Source organism: bacterium, assembly GCA_019912885.1.
Lineage (GTDB): Bacteria > Lernaellota > Lernaellaia > JACKCT01 > JACKCT01 > JAIOHV01.
The window spans coordinates 1-20,644 of sequence record JAIOHV010000010.1; the positions used below are offsets into that span (position 1 = coordinate 1).

Genomic DNA, 20,644 nt, shown 5'->3' on the forward strand with positions numbered 1-20,644 from the left:
ATTCTTCACCGCCGCGCGCACCGATTCGGAGTCCGTCACGTCGATCGCGACCGGCGATGCCCGCCCGCCCGCTTGGGCGATCGCGGCGACGACCGCGCGCGCGGCGTCCTCGCGTTCCCGGTAGCCGACGCCGACGACAAAGCCGTCGGCGGCAAGACGCCGGGCGATCGCCGCGCCGATGCCGCGCGAGGCGCCGGTGACAAGCGCGGTGCGCTTTTCGGTCATGCGGCCAGCCTCGCGAGCGCGGACTCGAGCTCGTCCGCGTTCGAAACCGCGAGCGCCTCGGCGTCCGGAAGGATGCGCTTGACGAGCGCGGCGAGCCGGCCGCCGGGGCCGAACTCGACGAACACCCGCGCGCCCATTCTTGACGCCTCGCGAACGCACGCCTCGAACAAGACGCGCGACGTGACCTGGCGGTAGAGCAGATCGGAAAACTCGCCCGTGTCTTCGTGCGCGCGGGCGTCGACGTTGGAGATGACCGGCGCCGACGGCGCACCAAACGCGATTGCGGCGAGATCGTCGCGCAGGCGATCGGCGGCCGGCTGCATGAGCGGCGAGTGAAACGGCGCGGAGACCGGCAGCGGCGTCGCACGGCGCACGCCCGCGGCCTTCGCGGCGGCGACGGCGCGTTCGAGCGCGTCCGTTCGCCCGGAGATGACGATCTGGCCGCCGCCGTTCAGGTTCGCCGGCCACGCGTCGCCGGCCTCGCGGCAGGCGGCGTCGGCCGTTTGCTCGTCGCAACCGAGTAGAGCGACCATGCCGCCTTCGCCCGCGGGCACAGCCTCCTGCATGTATCGCCCGCGCGCCGAGACGAGGCGGATCGCGTTGGCAAGCGCCAAGGCGTCCGCCGCGACAAGCGCGGACCACTCGCCGAGCGAATGGCCAAAAACGCACACGGGATCGGGAAGGCCCGCGTCGCGCGCGGCGGCGTGCGCGGCGACGGAGACGGCGAGGATGGACGGCTGCTGATAGGCGGTCAGCGCGAGCGTCTCCGCGGGTCCGTCAAAGCAGAGCGCAAGCAGATCGAAATCCGCGGCGCGGGCGGCGTCATCGAGGACGCGCCGGGCGGCGGCGGATCGATCGTACAAGTCGCGGCCCATGCCGGGCGCCTGGCTGCCCTGGCCGGAAAAGAGAAAGGCCGCGCGCGGCACGGATCACTCTTCCGACTTCGTGACGACCTCTTTGCCCTTGTAGTGACCGCAGGAGGGGCAGACGCGATGCGACAGCATGTACTCCTGGCAGTTGGGGCAGGCGATCAGGTTCGGCGCCTTCAGGGCGTCATGCGCGGAGCGCGTTCCCCGGCGTCGCTTGCTGATCTTGCGCTTGGGGCGCGGCATGTTGGACTCCTTGTTCTTCGCGGGCCGCGCCGTCTATTTCGGGCAGCGGCAGGTTTCTCGATTCAGGTTCGCCCGGCAATTCGGGCAAAGGCCCCGGCAGTCGGGCCGGCACAAAAGAATATCCGGAAAATAGAGTCCCGTCTGCTCGATCGCCTCGCGCGACACATCGATGCGGTCGCCGGAATAATAACCGAGCTCGATGTCCTCGACCTTTTCTCCCCCGCGTTCGCGCTTCGGAATCAGAATCAGCCGCCACGGCAGCTCGATGGAAAGCTGCGTCTCGTCGCCGCAGCGCCCGCAAACGACGCGGCCCATCACGCGCGAGATGCCCGAAAGCGTGATCGTGCGATCGACGAGCTCCGCCTCGATCCACACATGCGCGTGCAGGCCGTCGCCAAGAACGTCGTCGCGCTCGCCGATCGCGTCGGCAAGCAGCGCGGCGGCGAGTTCGAACTCGTAGTCGCGGCGACCCCGGGCAAGTTCGGCGATCCGGATCAACATGGCAAATATCCCGCGCCCCAAAGCGCAAACGTGCGGCTCGTTAGCAGAAGGGCCGGTTCGGTGTCAAGAAGAACGCATCGGCCCGCGAATGAATCGCGTCCGGCGGAACACGGAGGACACGGAGAAGACACGGAGGACACAGGGGTTTCGCCAATGTCCATGAGGTCCATCCTGTCCATCAAGTCCGTCCGCCTTTTGGGCACGGGCACGGAACCCGTTAACATGCACATAATGGACATGATGGACCCAATGGACATGATGGACGGGATGGACACCAAAAACGCGCGACGGCCATGACAAAAAAAGGCGGCAAAGGCGGCGGCGCGCGCGGCGCAGGTGGCGGAGGGCGGCGCAGCAGCACGCACGACACGCGCAAGCGCTTTGGCGGTCCGCACGGAACGCACGGGCCCGACCACTACTTCGCCCGCGCGAAGGACGAGGGATACGCCGCGCGGTCTGTTTTCAAGCTCGAGGAAATCGACGGAAAACACCACCTGTTCCGCGCGGGGATGAGCGTCGTCGATCTCGGCTGCCATCCGGGCTCGTGGCTGCAATACATCGCCCGGGCCGTCGGCGGTTCGGGCCGGGCGATCGGGATCGACCTCGAAAAAACGCCGCCGGTCGGATCAAACGCGCAGACCTTCGCCGCGGATGTGCTCGCGATGGCCGACGCGCTCGATCCGCCCTCGCCCGATCCGCGCACGGCTCCCCGCGATTTCGGTGCCGCGAGCGTCGTCAGTGCCGCGAGCGACGTCAGTGCCGCGAGCGTCGTCAGTGCCGCGAGCGATAGCGAGCGGTCCGTAACGAACCCCCACAACGCAGACGTTTCCGTCGCCGATGCCCTCGCCGCGATCCGCGCGCGGCCTGTGGATGCCGTGGTTTCCGACATGGCACCGAAAACGACCGGCGACCGCGTCGTCGACGAGTCGCGGAGCCTCGCGCTGGCCGACGCGGCGCGTCGCATCGCGCGCGGGCTGCTGCCCAAAGGCGGCGTGTTTCTCGCGAAGGTATTTCACGGCCCGGACCTCGACGAATTTCTCGCGCGCGTGGAGCAGGATTTCGACGAGCCCGTGCTTGTCCGCCCGGATGCGACGCGGCGCGCGAGCCGCGAGATTTACGTGCTGGCGCGGAAGAAATGATATCCCCGCGCGGCGTTGACAATTCGCGGCGATTGTTGCGTGATTCCCGTTCCTTGCGCGGCCGCTTTGTCCCGCGCCGCCCGCTTTTCCGGAGTGCGCGTTGAGTCAGGTGCCGACGTTTTTTCGCGAGCCGCGTTTTCGCTATTTCCGCGTCGCGCTTTACGTTTTCCTGATCTTCCTTGTCATCGAGATCGGCGTGCGCGCCTTTTTCGCGCGGCCGGATATCGTCATCCGCAACGCCGGCAACAACGACCAGGCGATGGAATATCTCCTGGAGCAGCTCCGGGACTACAAGGGCAAGAAGGTCGCGTTCATCGGCAGTTCCGTCATGCAGGGCTACCTCAATGCGTGGGACGAGCGCGCGTTTCCGAGCATGGCCGAGAAGATCCTGCGCGAGAAATACGGCCACGAGGACCTGAAGGCGTTCAACCTCGGCGTGGCGGGCGCGAGCTTCGCGGATCACCTGTGCATCCTGAACAAGGTGATGGACGCCGATCCGGACGTCATCGTGCAGGCGATCCATTTCAAGCTCTTCTCGACGCACAAGGCGACGCCGATCACGCGCCCGGAAAACGCCTATTACCTCATGGGCGTGGACGGATTCGCGTCGTACCTTTCGCGGTTTCGCATCTCGCCCAAGGATTTCGCCGATATCTGGATTTCGCACACGCTCGCGCGGTTTTGGCGGACGTTCGCGCACCGCAACCTCATCACGCACCTTTCGACCGGCGAGGAACACGTGGCGATGCAGATCGTGCGCCGCAAGCTGTCGGCGATTTTCGGATTCGTGACGGAGGAGGAGTTCCTGGCGCGGCTGCACACGCCGGAGGAGCACAATCAGGAGTATCTCTGGAAACTCCTGCCCGAGCCGCTGGCGATTCAGAATTACGAGATCCTCGGCAACTTCGATTTCACGGACAACAATCCGCAGTGGCAAAATTTCGAGGACGGCGCGGCGCTCGCGCGCGAGCACGGCTATCGCCTGCTCTACTACCTGACGCCGATGAACAAGCCGCTCATCGAGGAGCGCTCGTTTTTCGACTGGGGGAAGGTCGTGCCCGCGTACAAGGAGAACGTCTATCACGTGACGCGGCGCAACAAGCACAAGCTCGTCGACTATTCGCTCGCGGTGCATCCGGCGAATTTTTCGGACACCGATCACATCAACATGGCCGGTCATGAACAGGTCGCGCGGCGCGTGGCCAAAGACATCGACCGCGAGCTGAAGGACAAGCGGCGCCGGTAATCATGGAACTCATTTCCTTCACCACGCTTGTCGCCTTTGTCGCCGCGCTCGCGATCTACTGGTCGCTGCCCGAACGCCTGCGCGCGGGATTTTTCGCGCTGTTCGGCGTGGCGTTTTTTGTCGTGATGTCCCCGCAGGGCGGCATCATCACGGTGCTGTTCCTCTGGGCGGTCCTGACGATCCAACGGCTCATCCTCGCCGCGGAATCGGACAAGGGCCAAAAGCGCATCCTCATCCTCGGCGCGATCTTCACCGTGCTGCCGATGGTGATCTACAAATACCGATTCTCGCTTCTGGGCGGCGTGCCGGGGCTGTCGATCGTCGCGGACCTGCCGCTCATCGTGCCGGTGGGGATCAGCTACTTCACGTTCCGCGCGCTGCACCTTTTGATCGAAACGCGGCGCGGCAACGTGGGGCGCGTTTCGGGCCTCGACTTTTTTTACTACATCATGTTCCTGCCGACCGTCGTGGCCGGCCCGATCGAACGTTTCGGGCCGTTCCAGGAGCAGCGCCGGGCGCAAAAGGAATTCGACGCCGACATGTTCGGCGAGGGCCTTCGCCGCATCACGATCGGCCTTGTCAAAAAGCTCGTGCTCGCGGACATGTTCTTCGGGCTCATCACGACGTTCCTGAAACCGGGGCCGAACCTGACGCTGTCGTCCGGACAGCTTTGGCTGTCGCTGCATTTCTATTACGCGTATCTCTACATGGATTTTTCCGGGTACTCCGACATCGCGATCGGCATTTCGCGCCTGTTCGGATTCCGGATCATGGAAAACTTCAACTGGCCGATCTTCGCGTGGAACATCCGCGAATTCTGGCGCCGCTGGCACATCTCGCTGACGAGCTGGCTGACCGAATACGTCTATTTCGGGCTCGGCGGAAACCGCAAGGGCGAGACGCGCGCCATGCTGAACACGATGATCACCATGATGCTCATCGCGCTCTGGCACGGCTCCGTGCTCTTGCAGCACTACTTCATCTGGGGCATCTACCTCGGCCTCGGGCTCGTGTTTTTCCGGCTGTGGATGCGTTTCAAGGCGCGATTCCTGCCGCAATTCGCCGGCGATCCGACGTGGTGGGGACGCGCCATCGGCATCGTGCTGACGATCGAATACATGAACATCTCCTGGCCGATCTTCCTGTTCGACACGCGCATCGCGATTGTCGTGTACCTGAAAATGTTCGGGATCGTGGGGGGATGAATGAGGATTGAGGATCGAGGATTGAGGATCGAGTCGTCATCGCATCCGACGGTACACGGAGAGCACCGGGAAGACACGGAGGGCACGGAGGGATTGTCCATGTCGTCCATGACGTCCATGCGGTCCATCGTGTCCATCACCGCGCGAGGCGCGGGCACAATAATCGGAGAACACGCATGACCAACTTTCCCAGGGAATTCGGCCTCGCGCTTCTGGCGACCGGCCTGTTGCTGCTCGTGTTGTTTTTCGGCAGTTCGGGCCCGCAATTCATTTACGCGATGTTCTAGGAAGGCTGGAAGGCTGGAAGGCTGGAAGACGGAAAGGCCGGAAGACTGAAAGGCTGAAAGGTCGTCGCAAAGACGCGTCTGGGTGCGATGTCGGAGCCGCGGGCACTCGCTACTCACTCAATCCTCAATCCTCAATCCTCGATCCTCGTTTTTGAACACCCTTTCCAGAAACGCCCGCGCCTCCGCATAGATCCCCGGTTCGGTCGATTCGCGCGGGCCGGCGACGTTCAGCACGCGCACGCCGTATTTCTCGATGAACGCGCGCGCCACCGCGATGTCTTTTTCTCGTGGGCGCACCACCGCTACGGGCCGCCCGTGCTTGACGGCCATGCGTTCGGTGTAGGCACTCCCGCCGGCGAGTCGGCCGGGCGCCACGATGAGCGTCGCGTCCGCGTTGCGCGCGTTCCACTCCGTACGCACGTGATATTCCGCGCTCGGCGTTTCGATGAGTGGATACGCGGCGTCGATTGGCCCGTCTTCCGCGAGCCGCCCGGCCGGGCACCATCCGCCGATCGGCAAACCCGCCGCGAGCGCGGCGTCGAGGCCGGCCCGATCGACGCCGGTTTGTCCGCCGGATATCACTTTTTCGAGATTTTTCATTTTTTCGTTTGACGTCCCATCCACGATCGCGCGACTTATTTCACGCGACGCCATCGCATGAACCAATCGGAACGATCCGGCAAGGCCAACTCTTATTGACCGCGTTTTGATGTGAGGCACGACAGGTCGCGACGCAAGGGGGCGCCGCGACACGGGGCTGTTTCATAAAAGGAGGCTCGTATGAGGTCAACGTTAGTCCTGGTTGCGATGGTTTTGCTGGTCGCGGTCACGGCGTTCGCCAAGGAGGAGGCGATGGCGCCAACGCCTTCGCCGGACGCGCTGCGGACCGTGGCCGCTTTTTCCGGAACGTGGGTCTATGACAGCACGTTCACCGAACAGGGAAAGGAGCCGGCCAAATTTCCGCTGACGGTGAATTGCAAGAAGGTCGTCGACGGACAGGGATCCTATTGCGAAGGAAACGCGACGATGCCCACCGGGCCGTGGTCCGGGAGTTTTCTCATTTCCTGGGATCCATTTACCAAGAAGATCCACTTCTATTCCTTGACATCCGACGGCGAACGTCATCTTCATGTCTGCCAATGGAAGAGCAAGACAGACCTTGCCTGCGACACGCTGAAGGCCGGCCTCGGCGAGACGCCCGTATCCGAGGATCTCACCTTCATGTTCAACGAAGACGCATCGACGTTCGCAAGCACGTACACGTTCGAGGACGGATCGAAGGCGACCTTCGTCGGTAAGGGCGCGCGCACGAAAAAGTAAGACGAGGATCGAGGACGAAGGACGTCATTCGCCTTTCGAATAATTCGCAAGGCGAATGACCTTTACTCGACGCCAAGCACGATCTTCGGCGGATCGCCGCCCGCGTCGAACGCATGCGGCGCGTCGTTCAGCACCGGTTCGATGAAACGTGCGAAATCATTGCGCATCGCGCGCACGTTGACGCCAAGAAGGAAAGGAGCATCCGGCGGGAGATCGGCGAGGACGCCGTCGAGCTTCGCGAGCGCGGACGGTCCCAATGTACGCACCGAATCGGGCATCCGTTGCGCGTGCTTGAGCAGGACGGCCGCCGCCTGAATCAGTCCGTGCAACAGGAGCTTGGGCGTCCCCTGGGCGCGGCGCCACAGGCCTTCCCACGCCTCGTGCGCCTCCCAGTAATAGCCGGCGTTGAACAGATCGACGGCAAAGAGATGCTCCTCGGCCGTACGCCAGGCGGCGGGAACGAATTCCCCCTCGTGAATCGGCTCCGCGAGACCGAAGCTGTGCCCGGCGGGATTGCGCGTCGGGTGCGGCGTTTCGCCGGGGCGATGCGCGTACGGCGGGAGCGATCGAGCAGGGGCGTAGCGGGGAACCGATGGCCGCTCCGTCAACGGCGAATCCTCAGACGCCCGTGCGTTCGCGGAAAATTTTGCCGAGCATCGTCGCTTCCCTGGCGTCTTCCTCGTGCATCACCTTCAGCACGTGTTGGCGCAAGTCGCGCTTGATACGCGCATAGGTTTCCGTCTTCGCGCCGGCAAGCGAGCTCGTGAACTCCAGCGCGCGCATGACGAGATTGCCGGGCTTCACAAGCTCGTCGACAAAACCCATCGCCAGCGCCTGCTCGCCCGTGTAACGACCGCCGGTGAGCGCCATGTCGCGGAACGATTTCGGCGGCAGGATGTCGCGAAACAGCGCGATCATGCCCGGCCAGAAGGGGATGTCGACGTTCACCTCCGGCAGGCGCACGAAGCCGCGCTCGCTGTTCATCAGGCGAAAATCCGCGCACGCGGCGAGGATCGCGCCGCCGCCGACCGCGTGGCCGTTCAGCGCCGCGACGAACGGCTTTTTGTATCCCGTGCAAAGCTCGAGCGTGCGGTTGAGCAGCAGCAGGAACTCCGTGACCTTGCCGGGATCCTCGCCGCCGACCGTCATCATCCACTCCAGGTCGATGCCCGTGGAAAAGAACTTTTCCTGCTGGGCGGTCAGCACGACGCCGCGCGTGCCGGGGTCGTCCTCGAGCATGGTCAGCGTGTCGATAAGCTCTGTCAGAAACGGCGTGGTGAAACGGTTTTCATCGCCGTGACGCATGTGGACGACGGCGAGGTTTCCTTCGCGGGCAAGATCAAGGTACTCCATGGGGTAACTCCATTAAAAATAAAGTAGACGCTTTTTTTAGACGAATTGCGATTTGGGAATTGTGAATACCGTCGCAAACGCAAATCCGTCCATCGCGATGTTGCGATGACATTCCCAACTCGACATTCGCCATTCCCAATTTCACGTGACTCCGGTGGGATCCCACGCGACGCGCGCGTCTTCGTTGAGATCGTCGAGAGCCTTCATGTCGTCCGCGCCGATTTCAAAATCGAAAACGTTCGCGTTTTCGCGGATGCGCTCCGGGTTCGAGGACTTGGGCAGCACGATCGTGCCGTGCTGTAGCGCCCAACGGATCAGCACCTGCGCATTCGTTCGCCCCAGCTTTTTCGCGACGGCGCCGATGCGTGGATCGTCGAGACGGCGGGCGTGCGTCAGCGGGCTGTACGCCTCGAGCGCGATCTCGTTGTCGTTGCAGAACTCGAGCAGCCCGGACTGGTACAGGAACGGGTGGAACTCGACCTGATTGACGTGCGGCACGATGTCCGAGCTATCCATCAGCTCTTCCAGATGGCGGATCGTGTAGTTGCTGACGCCGATCGCGCGCGCGCGGCCTTCCTTGAACAGGTACTCGAGCGCGCTCCAGGATTCCTTGCGCTTTTCCTCGACGGGCCAATGGATGAGATAGAGGTCCACGTATTCGAGTCCGAGGCGCGCAAGGCTCTTGTCGAAGGCGGCAAGCGCCGCGTCGTGGCCGTGGTCGTCATTCCAGAGCTTGGTCGTGACGAAGATATCCTGCCGGCGGATCGCGGATTCGCGGATCGCCTCGCCGACGGAATCCTCGTTGCCGTACGCCGCGGCCGTGTCGATGTGCCGGTAGCCCGCGTCGAGCGCGGCCCGCACGGCCGTGATCGTCGGCTCGCCGCGCCCGATCTGCCACACCCCAAGACCCAGGCGCGGGATCTCGACGTCGTTGAAGGTTCGGTAGGTCGAATCGATGGTCAGTTTCATTTTCTCATGAGCCCCCGCCGGCCGTGGGATCGACCGCGCCCGCATCGTAACCGAGCGAAGGAAAATTTCCACAGAAATCCGAACGAAGCGTTCCCGCGCGCGCTTTGACGGCGCCGCGCGGCGCGGATATCGTTCGCGCATGGCCCAGGATCGCGAGGAAACCGCCCCGGCGCACGGACCCGTCTACACGTTTCCGCGCCCGCGCGTCCGTCCCCTGCCCGCACCCGTACCGTTTTCTTCGCCGAATGTCGGATGGTTCGGATATGCGCGCCGCGCGATGGCGGCGGGGCTTGCCGCCGCGGGGCTGAAGGCCGGCGACGGCGTGCTGCTTCCCGCCTACATCTGCCGCGATCTTTCCGACGAGCTTTCGCGCGCGGGGTTCGCGGTGCGCTTTTATCGCGTGACGACCGGGCTGCGCGCGGACCTCGACCACGTGCGCGCGTCGATCGACGAAAAAACGCGCGCGCTCGTCGCGGTGCACTATTTCGGCTTCGCGTTCGACCTGGTCGATCTCGCCGCGCTTGCGCTTGAGACCGGGCTCGTTTTCGTCGAGGACAACACGCACGGCTTCCTCGGAACGCAAAACGGCAAGGCACTCGGGACGTTCGGCGACCTTGGCGTGTTCAGCTTCCGAAAGACCTTCCTGATCCCGAACGGCGCGGCGGCGGTGACGAATCGTGACGACATCCGCCTGTCCGATCTCGGCCCCGCGCCGGCGGCGCCGCGGCTATTGCGTCTGATGTGGATGCTGGACGAGTACTTCAAGCGCGCGCCCGACAAGCCGCACGCGCCGGAGGACATCGCGCGGCGCGCGGTGAACGGCGCCGCGTCGCGCATGGAAAAACGCCTGGCCGCGGGCGACGCGCTGGCGCGATTCGATCCCTCCGCGTGGTCTCGCCTACGTCATGCCGATTTCGCGTTGACGTTCGAGACGAGACGGCGCAACTACTACTACCTGAGGGATTGGATGAGAGCCGCCAACGATGCCCAGCTCATTTACGACACGCTGCCCGGTGGCGTTTGCCCAAAGGCGCTGCCGGTGCTCGTTAAGGACGCGGACAAGGCGATGGCCGAGCTTCTGAAGGCCGGCGTGCCGGCGCAGCATTGGGATCGGTTGCCCAGCGAGATTTCCGGCGACGATCCGGCGTTCGGCGACGCGCGCGAGCTGCGCCGGCGCCTTGTCGCCTTACCGGTCAATCAGTATCTGCGCGTCGCGCAGCGCGAGGCGGACTTCACCCCGCCGGCGGATTTTCGCGCTCTCGTCCCCCTGGCGTACGCGCTTGGCGGGGACGAGCGCGATGTTTGACCGCGGCGTCAACGTGCGGCTGGGACTGCTTCTTGCCGTCTTTGCCGTCAATGCGTTTTTTTTCGGCCACGGGTACACCGAACCGGGCGACGGCGGCATTTCCGCCAAACCGGAGATCGTCCGAGAGATCGCGAAAGCCGCGGGCATCGGCGCCTTCGACCGCGCGGCGAGAATCCACTTCACCTGGCGCAATCAAAAACGTGGCGCGGAGCGCTCCTACACGTGGGATCTTCGAACGGACGCGGTGGCGGTGACGATGGACGGGACGTCGATCGTGGTATCGGCCAACCAGCCGACCGATGTCGCCGACGAAAAGCGACGCGATGCGCACGCGGCCTTTGTCAACGACATGTATTGGGCGCTGTTCGAAATTCGTATCGCGACCGACGACGGCGTGCGTTTCGAGGACTTGGGCGAGGTGGACGTGCCGAAGTTCGACGCACTCGGCAAACGGCGCGCGTTGCGCGTGTCGTATGTGGGTACGACGGGCTACACGCCGGGCGACGTCTACGTGTTGTATCTGGGCGACGACGATCTGCCCGTGGCGTGGGCGTTCCATAAGAGCGGCGCGTCGGAAGCGACATTCGTCACCACGCGCGGCGAGCGCAAGACGGTGGAGGGCATCAGCTTTCCCACGTCGTTCAAAACGCCCGGTGGCGAGACGGTGCTGGAGATCAGGGACATACGCGTGGAAATGAAGTCGTAAGGAACTGTGTGGGAGACTGGAAGGCTGAAAGGCTGGAAGGCTGGAAGGTCATCGCGGTCAACCCGCTCAACTCGCTCCCTGTTCCCTTCGTGCCCTTCCTTTGTGTTGAATTGCGATTCCCTCCCCGCCCTCCGCGCCTCCGCGCCTCTGCGTGAACATGCGATTCATTCCGCATTCCGCAATAAAAAAATCGGCCGGCTTTCCGAGGAGGCAGGAAAAGCCGGCCGTCACAAAGGGCCCCTGTTCGCGGTGCGTCCGCGATAGCGCCGCGGGGCGAGGGCGCGCCCCGCGGCGTGAATTTGTCGATTATGGGCAGTCGCCGGTGCCTTTTTCGATCAGCACCAGGCCGCCGCCGGTGGGCAGCGAAACCGAACCGCTGACGGTCGTGAGATTGTTGTTCACGTCCACGCTGCAGTAGGTCCCGCCGAGGTTGTAGCTGATCGGAGCGCGGTCTCCGTCGACGCGGACCACGACCTTCGTACGCTGGCCGTTCGAGCGCAGGTAGTTGCGCGAGAACACGCCGTTGGATCCCTCGACACCCGGGCCGGTCGGCGTCCCGATGTCGCGGCCGAAGATGTCAAACCAGGCCAGGTCCTTGATCGGGTTGTACTGAAGCCAGGTCGGCTTGATGACGTACACGTCCTTCGGGCCTTGCAGCACATAGATCGCCGACAGGTAATACATGACCTCGACGGGCGTCGGGTCGGTGTGACCGCCGTTGTAGAACGTCTCCAGGGCGATGTATCCGCCGTCAGCCGCCAGCGTGTTGGACAGATCCAACAGCGCACGGAATCGGTCGGGCGTGTCGAAGTTGCCCCAGCTCGGGTAATGAAGCGCATCCTCGCACCACACGCCGAGGTTTTCGCCGCGCGCGCCCTTGAGCCAGTCGACGCTGCCGTCCCAACTGCAGTAGCTCGCGCCGTTGTAGAGGATCCTGGCGCCGGGAACCGCGTTCTGCGTCCGCGCGTTGACGTACTCCATCATGTCGTCGATGGAATTGCGCCACCAGGTTTCAAGGGCCGACGCGTTGTACTCGACGCTGTTCGGGATCTCCATGATGTCCACCTGGTCGATCTGGTCGGGCAGGTAGTACATGTCATTCAGGGGACCGCCGATGTTGTCGAAGCCCTCGCCGCCGTAATGCTCTTCCTGGATGTCCTTGATCGTGCGCCAGGCGACGTAATCCTTCGCGCAGTCGCTCGACACGTCGAACAGCCACGCGTATTCGTCCCAGATCAGCGACTGCATGCGCGCGTTCTTCATGTTGCCGCCCGCGCTGCCGCTGTAGCCGGCCTGGTTGAGCGTCACGTCGCAGCCCATCACGTGCCAGCGGGCTTCCACGCGTCCGTCGTTGCGGGCGTGCAGAAAGCAGGACTCGCCGTCGCCATACTGCGGGTACTCGCCGAGGAACCGGTTAAACTCGTTCATCTGGTTGTTGAAGTCCTGATCGGCCGCGCCTTTGCTCGGCGAACTGCACGAGCCGCCGGACTCGTTGGTCAAAAGCAATTGCGCCAGGCGCCACTTCAGCCACGAGCCGCGGGGATTGTTGGCCTTGAGTTCCTCCCAGGACAGATCCATGCCCAGGTCGCCGTAGTAAATGATCGCGAACTCGATGTTCTCGGCCATCCACTCATGGTCGTCGTAGAAGATCTGCCCGTTGTAACCGCCCAGCCCGAAGTAGTACTGGAAATGGACCAGGCCCAGGTTGAAGCTCGGCGTTGAGTCGAACAGCGGCGGATCGTCGTCGTCATCGGCCGCGTCGTCGTCGGAAGCGTCGTCATCGGCAAAGTCGTCATCGGCGAAATCGTCGTCCGACACATCGTCGTCCGACGCGTCGTCATCGGACGCGTCGTCGTCGGCGAAATCGTCATCCGACGCATCGTCGTCAGAAGCATCGTCATCGGACGCATCGTCGTCCGACGCATCGTCATCGGATGCATCGTCATCCGACACATCGTCATCGGCAAAATCGTCATCGGACGCATCGTCGTCGGACGCATCGTCGTCACCGCGGGGAATATCGACAGGATCCGTCGAGGGATCGCGTTCCGTGTCCGGAATGTTTCCGTCACAACCGCCGAGATCGTAGGCGGGGCGGCCGACGCCGTCCTCCGCGGACCCGCAGCCTGCGAGCAGGAAAATTCCGAGTACGGTTACGAACAGAACCAGGAGTCGCACCGCGCGATCCTCGTCCCAAAGGAATGGAAAAATTTTCATGTATGCACCTCCATGCGGGTGCATGATTATGCAATGCGCTTGCCAACAGCCTCCGATCATTTTTCTCCAGTTGTTTCAAACGTTTACCGATTCAGACGTAAAGCGGGAATTTAACATGGCATTACGTTTCGTAAGCCCAGCTTACTTTCCGTAACGTTTGCGTCCACGAAAAAATCGTCTAACTCGTTGATTTTTCTTATATTTTTCGTGCATCGCTTACTTCTTTTGCCACGAAATAAGCGATTATCAAGTCGGTAGAAATGGGCGAGATTCCGGGCGCGGCCACACCCGATCACGTTTTCAACCTCACATTTATGCGAAGCGTTTATGCGGCTTTGCGGGGCAAGCCGAAACGTCTTTCGAGCTGGTCGAGATCCCGAAGAACAGCGTCGAAGCGATCGCGAAAACGCGCCAGCGGGCGCTCGACCTCGCGGCGCAGCAGCGAGCGCAAGTCATCGACGAAGCGCGCGGCGATCTCGCGGGCCTCTTCGCGCATGCGTTCGCGGTGCCGGCGCAGGACCCAGAGCGCGGCCATCACGTAGTAACCCGCGAAGCCGATGATCGACACCTTCACGTTGTCGAGGGTGAGCGCCGCGCCGACGCGCGGGGCGCCCATGACGCCCCACGCCTCGAGCAAAAGGAGCGCGGGATAGAAAAGCAGCGTCACGAAAAAGACGAGGTACATGTAGACGGGAAGGTTGAGCAGCCCGCGCATGAGGCGCGAGAGCACCGGCGCGGCCGGCGCGGACATCTCGTCCTCAAGCGCCTGGACCAGGTCGCCGAGCACGGATGGCGCGTCGGCCAGCAGATCGTCCGCCACCGCGGGATTCTCGAAACGCACGGCGGCGAGCGCCTCGCGCCGGGCGTCGGCGAGACGGTCGTCGATCTCCTCCTGCCCCCAACGCAGGGCGCGCGCCAGATCGTATTCCTCCGGCGTCGTCGCGGCGGTCGCTTCCGCGCCGCGCAACCGCAGGGGCGACCACGAGCCGATGCGATGCATCATGCCGACGAGTGCGGGGATGCCGGCGAGCGTCGGGCCGGTTTGCGCGGCCAGCCGCTCGCGCACGAGCAGATTCATCTCGCGGCGCGCGGCCAGGCGGTCGGCGACCGCCGCGAAATACGCATCGGGGAAGTGCATGTCGAACACCTGATCCACGCGATCCGGATCGGCCGCGGCGCGCACGGCGGCGGTGGCGTCGGCCAGGTGATAGTGCTCGCGCAAGCGCTCGGCGCCGCGCAATACGGCGAATCGCTCGTTTTCCTCGCGCTGCACGCGGACCTCGCGCTCGGAGACCTTGTGCATCAGCCTTTCGACCAACGAATGGAAATCCGCCTCTTGCCGGATCGAGTCGATCAGGAATATTCCCGGCTCGTGCGCGTCGCCGCCGTCGCCGACAAAGGACGCCACGCGCTTCTTGACGACGCCGAGCACGTCCCGCCGCAATTCGTCGGTGTGCTCGCCAAGCTCGTCCGCCTTGGTCAGCACGAAAAGCACGTGCCGCGGCGAGACAGACTGCGTCAAAAGACGAAAGGTGTTCCAGTACATGCCGTCGCGGTATTTCGCGGGGCTCGCCAGCAGAACCGCGCCGTCGGCGACGCCGGCCTCGAGCACCTCGCGCACCTGCTCGACGTGGCGCGTGTAGCGGCTGTCGAAGTCGGGGCTGTCGATGAGCACGAGCCGCCGGTGCGTCTCGCTTCGATGCAGGTGATAGACAAGCTCCGCGCCGACGTCGCGCATGCGCGCGGCCAATTCGTCGCGCGCGGATTCATGAACGTACGCCACGAATCGCCGCGTGCCCTCGGCGTCCGTCTTGCTGTCCTCCGACACGCGCGTGCCGAGCAACGCGTCCAGGAACGTGGACTTGCCCACGTCCTTGCCGCCGAGCATGAACCATACGAGAAGCTCGTCGGACTCGCGCGCCGGCACGAGCGAGAGCTTCTGCTCGGTCGATAAAAGCTCGTGCAGCCGCGCGTTGATGATCTGAAGCTCGTGCGCCGCGGACATCACAACACCTCCGGCAGGCCCTGCGCCCAATCGCCAAGGCGCGCCGCGTGATCGGACAGATCGATCAGCATCGCCGGTTCCTCCGGCAAAAGACGCACGCGCCGGCGCAACACGTCCGCGAGGCCGTCCTCGAAATGCGCGCGCACGCGCGATTCGCGCATCCGCCGCATCACCTCCGCGCGCACCATGCCGCCGATGCCGAGCATCGACAACAGGCCCGACACCGCGAGCGTGCTGCCGGTGCCGACGCCCGGCACGAAAAGATCGAGCACGAACAGCGCCGACGCGCCGGCGGCGACGGACCCCCACACCGGGTGCTTCACGCCGCTGACGCGCAGCGTGGCGAGCATGTCCTCCACCTCGCGGCGCGCCTCGTCGTTGACGCGCGCGACGAGCCGCGCGATCTCGGCCGCCATCGCCGCGTCGTCCACCTCGGCGACGCGCCACACCGGCGCGGAGGCCAAGTCCGCGTACGGGACGCCCGAGCCCACGCGCGAGGCGCGCGCGCGTTGCGCGACGAGCGCGCGGCGCAATTCGTCCGCCGTGTTCGCGACGTGGCGCGTAACGGCGTCCGCGGAGAGCATGTCCACGTCGAGCTTCGGCTCCTCCAGGCGCCCAAGGCCAAGGAACCCGCGCACGCGCGCGACGGATGTCTTCCACGGCGAAAAGTCGTCGAGCCGCGCGCGGAACTCGTCGGCGAGAAACGCCTTGCGAAACCGCGACGCGCCACGGATTTCCGTCTCGATCATCTCGCCGATCATCCGCTGTTCGTTCACGCGGTCCTGGGCGATTGCGCGCACGTCGTCGGCCAGTTCCGCCGCGAGGTTTCTCAGCGCGCTTTGTACCACGCGGCCGACGCGTGCGTGCGACTCGGCCACCAAGGGCGCCCACGCCTCGCCGGGAAATCGCGTGCCGCGGGCGAGATTCGGCAGGCGCGAAATGGTCGCGTCGCGCCACAGGGCGCGAACGGCGTCGACGCGCGCGGCGAACTCCTCGTCGGAGGTGTGCGCGTAGCGGCGGTTGAGCACGACGAACAACTCCGCGCGCGCGCGTTCGGGGCGGACGATCGAAAGGCCGTGCGCGATCTGTTCGTGCTCGGCCTGCGCGAAGGATTCCTCCGTGACGAGCAGCACGATGCGATCGAGCCACGGCATCAGGCGCAACGCCACCTGGCGCTCCTCCGCGGAATCGAGCGTGCCGACATCCGGCAAGTCGATGAGCACGAACGGCAGGTCGCGCCCGGTCGCGGGAAACACGGCGATCGCGTCGCCCGGCCTCCCGGTCAGGCCGGTGACATCGGGCTTGCGTGGATCGACGCGCGTGACCGTCGGGCGCAGGAACGCCGGATCGCGCGAGGCGGCCTCGAACGCCTCCGGCGCGGCGACGATGGCGCCCGTCGTCTGATGCGGGATCGGCGTCACCCGGGAGATTTCGCGGCCGACGATGCTGTTGAACAGCGTGGACTTGCCGCTATCCGCGCTTCCCATCAGGCCGACGATCGGCAGGCGGTTGCCGGTGCGAAAGCGGAAGAGAAGCACGTACGATAATCCCAACAGCGCCTCGGCCTTGCGGGCGGCCTCATCCGGCACGCGCGCGGCGAGAAGCTCCTCGAGCACCGGCATCCCCGCGACAAGCGCGGTCTCCCAACCGCTCGCGCGCGGCGCTTCCGGTTCGATGGCGCGAATCTGCGTCATGGCGGCCCGAATATCGCACGGATGTTTTTCACCGCAAAGACGGTGCTTGCGATGTCAGGGCGGCGTGCGATGTCAGGCTTGCGATGTCAGGGCCGCAAACGCAGCGCAGCGGAGTGCGCGGTCGATACCGCCCAGGCATCGGCGCATTCGCGCCGTCAGGGCCGCAAACGGAGTCCCGCTCCGAGCGGGACGGAGTGCGCGGTCGGCAACGCATTGGCACAACGGATAACGACAACGGCGACGCCAGGGCGGACCCGACCGCGCACTCCGTCATCCCGCTGCCGCGGGATGACTCCGTTTGCGGCCCTGACGCCCGGGCATCGCGCGAAGTCGCGGCTACTCGTATACCGTCAGCCAGGATGTCATCACGATGTTCGCGCCGTCGTAAGGAAACGGCTCGCCCTCGTAGAAGCCTTCGTACGTGATGACGTTCTCGCCGCCGAGGATCGCGTCGGCCGAGACGTCCCAGCGTGACACCTGCACCTCGCGGCCGGGGCACCAGCCGGAACGGCCGTACCACCACGTGCCGTATTGATTGGGCACCGTGCCCTGCCCCACCTCGTCCATGCAGCCGAATTGCGAACTCGCGTCCGGAAATTCGCGGACGTATTCGACGCCATTGATCGTGAAATGGTGCGTCGTGTCGCAAAACTCCGCGCAGTTCGTGTTCGCCTCGCCGCCGTGGCCGGTGATGACCGTGGCGATCTCCACGCGCGCCGCCGTGTCCGGAACGTCGATCGCGAGCGGGGCGTACGCGTCGTTGTAGTCGAGGTCAAACGCGCCGCCCGAAAACAGGAAATGCGTCGCGACCGGACGCTCGGCCTTGGCGCCGGGGAGAAGGCGCAGTTCGAGTTTCACGTCGTAGGGTTGCTGCGTGTAGAACGCAAAGCGCCGCTCGCCCCCGCCGGCCAAAAGCGGCAGCAGCGGCGTGATGTCGTGAACCCATCGCCCCTCGCGGTGGTAGGTCGTGATCCAGCGGCCGATCTCGGTGTCGCAGGTATCGGGGTCATCGGCTTCGCACAGGTAGAGATTGACGATGTAATCCCAGGCCGGACACGTGCCGTATTCGCCCTCCCCCACGCAACCCAGATACAAATCCAGCTCCGCCGCGCCGAACGCCGCCATCGTGCCGGCGTCGGGCAGCGTCACGTCGGCATATCCGCGCGTGCCGGCCCAGCCGGGATCGGAGAGCTCTTCGTCAAACAGGGTGACGACCGTCGCGCCCTGCGCCGCAAGCCGCTCGTCGCGGTCGGACTCGAAGTTGTAGAGATCCGCCTCGTTCGCGGCCATCGCGAGGTTCGGCTCAAACCAGCCGACGCTCCCGTTGAATCGGCGCGGATCGGCGTAGCTGCCGATGTAGCGGATGCGCTGCATGCGGTCGATGCCGAATCCCCAGCGCGGGTCGGTCATCAACTCGCCAAGCCATCCGGGAAGATCGCGTGCGTATGCGGGCAGATAGTGGATTCGCCGCGAAAGCGCGGCGGCGGCGGTTTCGTCGAGCGTCGCGAGATGCGCGTCCACGCGCTCCATGATCGTCGCAAGGCTGGCGTCGCGGCCGTCCTGGTCCTTGTCGATCGACACGAAAAAGACGTGCGCGTTATCCGGCAAGGCCGCGCAAAGCCCGGCCGCGTCGCTTTCGCGTCCCCACAACAGGTCCGGGAATTGCGCGTTCTGGCGCGGCAGGTCCTGAATGAAAAGATACGTCTCGCAGCCGGTGAACTCGTCCGCGAAATTCCACGGGCCGGCGGTCGTCTCGACGGTGAAGTCCGCGGCCACCGCGTAGAGCGCCGCGCTGTCTTCGGCGTCAATGAAATCGCGCGCCGTCAGGCCGAAATCGTCGCACGCAAACTCGAATGGCACGTCGTCGTCATCGCCCGTGTCGTCGTCATCCGCGTCGTCGTCATCGTCGCTGTCATCGTCGGCGGCGTCGTCGTCATCGTGAAGGCCGCCGCCGGCGTCATCATCATCGTCTTCGTCATCACCGCATCCGCATCCGAGCGGCAACGCCATCAGTGCGATCAGCGCAAAAGCTAGCCAGCGGATCATGATGCCCTCCCCCCGCTATTGCAGATAACCGAGCGAACGCATGGCCTCGGCCGCGGATTCGTCAAGAGCCTTGTGCGCCGATTGGCGGATGCGCATTTCGCTTCGCCGGATCTTTTCCGCGCGGGCATGATCGGCCAACAACCCGCGCGCACGCTCGATCAGGTCCGGGTGCGCGAGAGCGATATTGGTCGTTTCTCCCGGATCGGCGGCAAGGTCGAACAGCTCCTCGCGCTCGGGCACCTCGCGGTGGATGTATTTCATCCCGTCGAAGATGACCGCCTCCTTCTTGTCGTAGAAAAGATTGCCCGACGCGAAGATCGTGCGCTCGGCGGCGGGCTCCTCGCCGCGCAGCACCGGAGCCAAGGACGGCTCGGACATATCGGCCGGGTCAAACGCGATGCCCGCAAGCTCCAGCAGCGTCGGCGCGAGCATCGTCAGCGACGCGCGCGTATCGATGCGTTCGACCGGTTTCGCGCCGCCCGGGAGCTTCACCATCATCGGAACGCGGAGAAGCTCGTCGTGGATGGCGTGGCCGTGCTCGAACCCTCCGTGCTCCCAGAATTCGTCGCCGTGATCGCTCGCGAAGAGGATGAGCGCATCGTCGTACAATCCGAGCTTTCGCAGATGATTGAGCACGCGGCCCGCGTACGCATCCACGTAACGCACCTCGCCCAGATACAGCTCCCGGATCCATTCGCGCTGCTTCGCGGTCGGCATCAGGTAACCGCCGCGCACGCGCTTGAGTTCATGAAAGCTGTATCCCATGCCCGCGGGCGGGCGGCGTTTGGGGCGATATTTCCCCGGCGGCGCATAGGGGTAATGCGGATCGAAAAAATGGACCCAGAAAAAAAATCCCTTGTCGGCATTGGCGTCGAGCCACCGGATCGCTCGGCGCGCGATCTCCGGCGTATCGATGTCGCCGGGCTGCGGGTCCCCGTACGTTTCCTCCCAGACGGTCTCGCCGAACAGCTCTTCGGATTCCTTCTTGGGATAGAAGTCGAAGTGCTCGAACCCGCGTTCCATGTTCATGCGGATGAAGATGTTGCGTCCGATGCCGGCGGTGACGTAGCCCGCCTCGCCGAATCGCTGGGCGAGCATACGCACGTTCGAGGGCAGACGGTCCTTGTGGTAGCGCGCGCCGTGCGCATCGGGCGAAAGGCCGGTCAGAAATGTCGATATCGACGGCAACGTCCAGGGCCCCGGCGTGTACGCGTTCGTGAAAACGATCGAGTCGCCGGCGAGCGTTTCGAGATTCGGCGCGCTCGTTCCGGAGTCGGAATAAAGGCGCAGCGCGTCGGTGCGCAGCGTGTCGA

Annotated in this window: 19 protein-coding genes; 6 read left to right on the forward strand and 13 right to left on the reverse strand. The window is 64.5% G+C overall.

The annotated features are described in order from the left end of the window. The 4 genes from K8I61_01205 to K8I61_01220 form a co-directional block, all read right to left on the reverse strand. Positions 1-225, reverse strand: a 225-nt coding sequence (locus tag K8I61_01205) for an SDR family NAD(P)-dependent oxidoreductase (GenBank protein MBZ0270625.1), incomplete at its 3' end; no start/stop codon positions are given. Next, positions 222-1,151 (reverse strand): ACP S-malonyltransferase, encoded by a 930-nt coding sequence (fabD, locus tag K8I61_01210; protein MBZ0270626.1) that lies wholly within the window; start codon positions 1,149-1,151, stop codon positions 222-224. The genes fabD and K8I61_01205, both read right to left, overlap by 4 nt. A gap of 3 nt (positions 1,152-1,154) precedes the next feature. After that, positions 1,155-1,337: a 50S ribosomal protein L32 gene (gene rpmF, locus K8I61_01215; protein ID MBZ0270627.1), complete on the reverse strand. Its 183-nt coding sequence runs from the start codon at positions 1,335-1,337 to the stop codon at positions 1,155-1,157. A 33-nt stretch (positions 1,338-1,370) separates the two neighbouring features. After that, positions 1,371-1,838, reverse strand: coding sequence for a DUF177 domain-containing protein (locus K8I61_01220; protein ID MBZ0270628.1), 468 nt, complete (start codon positions 1,836-1,838; stop codon positions 1,371-1,373). Between the two features lie 293 nt (positions 1,839-2,131). Here K8I61_01220 and K8I61_01225 point away from each other — a divergent pair, with 293 nt between their 5' ends. From K8I61_01225 to K8I61_01235, 3 genes are all read left to right on the forward strand, one after another. Next, positions 2,132-2,977: an RlmE family RNA methyltransferase gene (locus K8I61_01225; protein MBZ0270629.1), complete on the forward strand. Its 846-nt coding sequence runs from the start codon at positions 2,132-2,134 to the stop codon at positions 2,975-2,977. Positions 2,978-3,077: 100 nt separating this feature from the next. Next, positions 3,078-4,223, forward strand: coding sequence for an SGNH/GDSL hydrolase family protein (locus K8I61_01230; protein MBZ0270630.1), 1,146 nt, complete (start codon positions 3,078-3,080; stop codon positions 4,221-4,223). Positions 4,224-4,225: 2 nt separating this feature from the next. Further along, positions 4,226-5,428 (forward strand): hypothetical protein, encoded by a 1,203-nt coding sequence (locus K8I61_01235; protein ID MBZ0270631.1) that lies wholly within the window; start codon positions 4,226-4,228, stop codon positions 5,426-5,428. A gap of 404 nt (positions 5,429-5,832) precedes the next feature. Here the strand turns inward: K8I61_01235 and K8I61_01240 are convergent, their stop codons facing one another. Then, positions 5,833-6,315 carry a putative molybdenum carrier protein gene (locus K8I61_01240; GenBank protein ID MBZ0270632.1) on the reverse strand — a complete coding sequence of 161 codons (483 nt, stop codon included), beginning with the start codon at positions 6,313-6,315 and terminating at the stop codon, positions 5,833-5,835. Between the two features lie 180 nt (positions 6,316-6,495). Here K8I61_01240 and K8I61_01245 point away from each other — a divergent pair, with 180 nt between their 5' ends. Next, entirely contained in the window at positions 6,496-7,035 is a 540-nt protein-coding gene (locus K8I61_01245; GenBank protein ID MBZ0270633.1) for a DUF1579 domain-containing protein, read from the forward strand. A gap of 62 nt (positions 7,036-7,097) precedes the next feature. Here the strand turns inward: K8I61_01245 and K8I61_01250 are convergent, their stop codons facing one another. The 3 genes from K8I61_01250 to K8I61_01260 all read right to left on the reverse strand — a co-directional run bounded on the left by K8I61_01250 (position 7,098) and on the right by K8I61_01260 (position 9,357). Further along, the gene (locus K8I61_01250) at positions 7,098-7,514 is read right to left on the reverse strand and encodes a DUF309 domain-containing protein (protein MBZ0270634.1); all 417 of its coding nucleotides are present in this window, start codon (positions 7,512-7,514) and stop codon (positions 7,098-7,100) included. A 139-nt stretch (positions 7,515-7,653) separates the two neighbouring features. Continuing rightward, positions 7,654-8,388 (reverse strand): enoyl-CoA hydratase/isomerase family protein, encoded by a 735-nt coding sequence (locus K8I61_01255; GenBank protein ID MBZ0270635.1) that lies wholly within the window; start codon positions 8,386-8,388, stop codon positions 7,654-7,656. 141 nt (positions 8,389-8,529) lie between these two features. Continuing rightward, complete coding sequence (locus tag K8I61_01260) at positions 8,530-9,357, reverse strand: aldo/keto reductase (GenBank protein MBZ0270636.1); 828 nt, start codon at positions 9,355-9,357, stop codon at positions 8,530-8,532. A 139-nt stretch (positions 9,358-9,496) separates the two neighbouring features. Between K8I61_01260 and K8I61_01265 the strand changes: the two genes are divergently transcribed. Together K8I61_01265 and K8I61_01270 are read left to right on the forward strand one after the other, a co-directional pair. Beyond that, positions 9,497-10,663: a DegT/DnrJ/EryC1/StrS family aminotransferase gene (locus K8I61_01265; protein ID MBZ0270637.1), complete on the forward strand. Its 1,167-nt coding sequence runs from the start codon at positions 9,497-9,499 to the stop codon at positions 10,661-10,663. Further along, the gene (locus K8I61_01270; protein MBZ0270638.1) at positions 10,656-11,369 is read left to right on the forward strand and encodes a hypothetical protein; all 714 of its coding nucleotides are present in this window, start codon (positions 10,656-10,658) and stop codon (positions 11,367-11,369) included. Before K8I61_01265 ends, K8I61_01270 begins: the two co-directional genes overlap by 8 nt. A 306-nt stretch (positions 11,370-11,675) precedes the next feature. Here K8I61_01270 and K8I61_01275 read toward each other — a convergent pair whose 3' ends face one another. The 5 genes from K8I61_01275 to K8I61_01295 form a co-directional block, all read right to left on the reverse strand. Then, entirely contained in the window at positions 11,676-13,586 is a 1,911-nt protein-coding gene (locus K8I61_01275) for a hypothetical protein (protein MBZ0270639.1), read from the reverse strand. A 325-nt stretch (positions 13,587-13,911) separates the two neighbouring features. After that, complete coding sequence (locus tag K8I61_01280; GenBank protein MBZ0270640.1) at positions 13,912-15,591, reverse strand: GTPase domain-containing protein; 1,680 nt, start codon at positions 15,589-15,591, stop codon at positions 13,912-13,914. Next, positions 15,591-17,285 carry a GTPase domain-containing protein gene (locus K8I61_01285; GenBank protein ID MBZ0270641.1) on the reverse strand — a complete coding sequence of 565 codons (1,695 nt, stop codon included), beginning with the start codon at positions 17,283-17,285 and terminating at the stop codon, positions 15,591-15,593. Before K8I61_01285 ends, K8I61_01280 begins: the two co-directional genes overlap by 1 nt. Before the next feature lie 336 nt (positions 17,286-17,621). After that, positions 17,622-19,331 (reverse strand): hypothetical protein, encoded by a 1,710-nt coding sequence (locus K8I61_01290; protein ID MBZ0270642.1) that lies wholly within the window; start codon positions 19,329-19,331, stop codon positions 17,622-17,624. A 15-nt stretch (positions 19,332-19,346) separates the two neighbouring features. Further along, on the reverse strand, positions 19,347-20,644 hold a 1,298-nt coding region (locus K8I61_01295), incomplete at its 5' end, for a sulfatase-like hydrolase/transferase (protein ID MBZ0270643.1).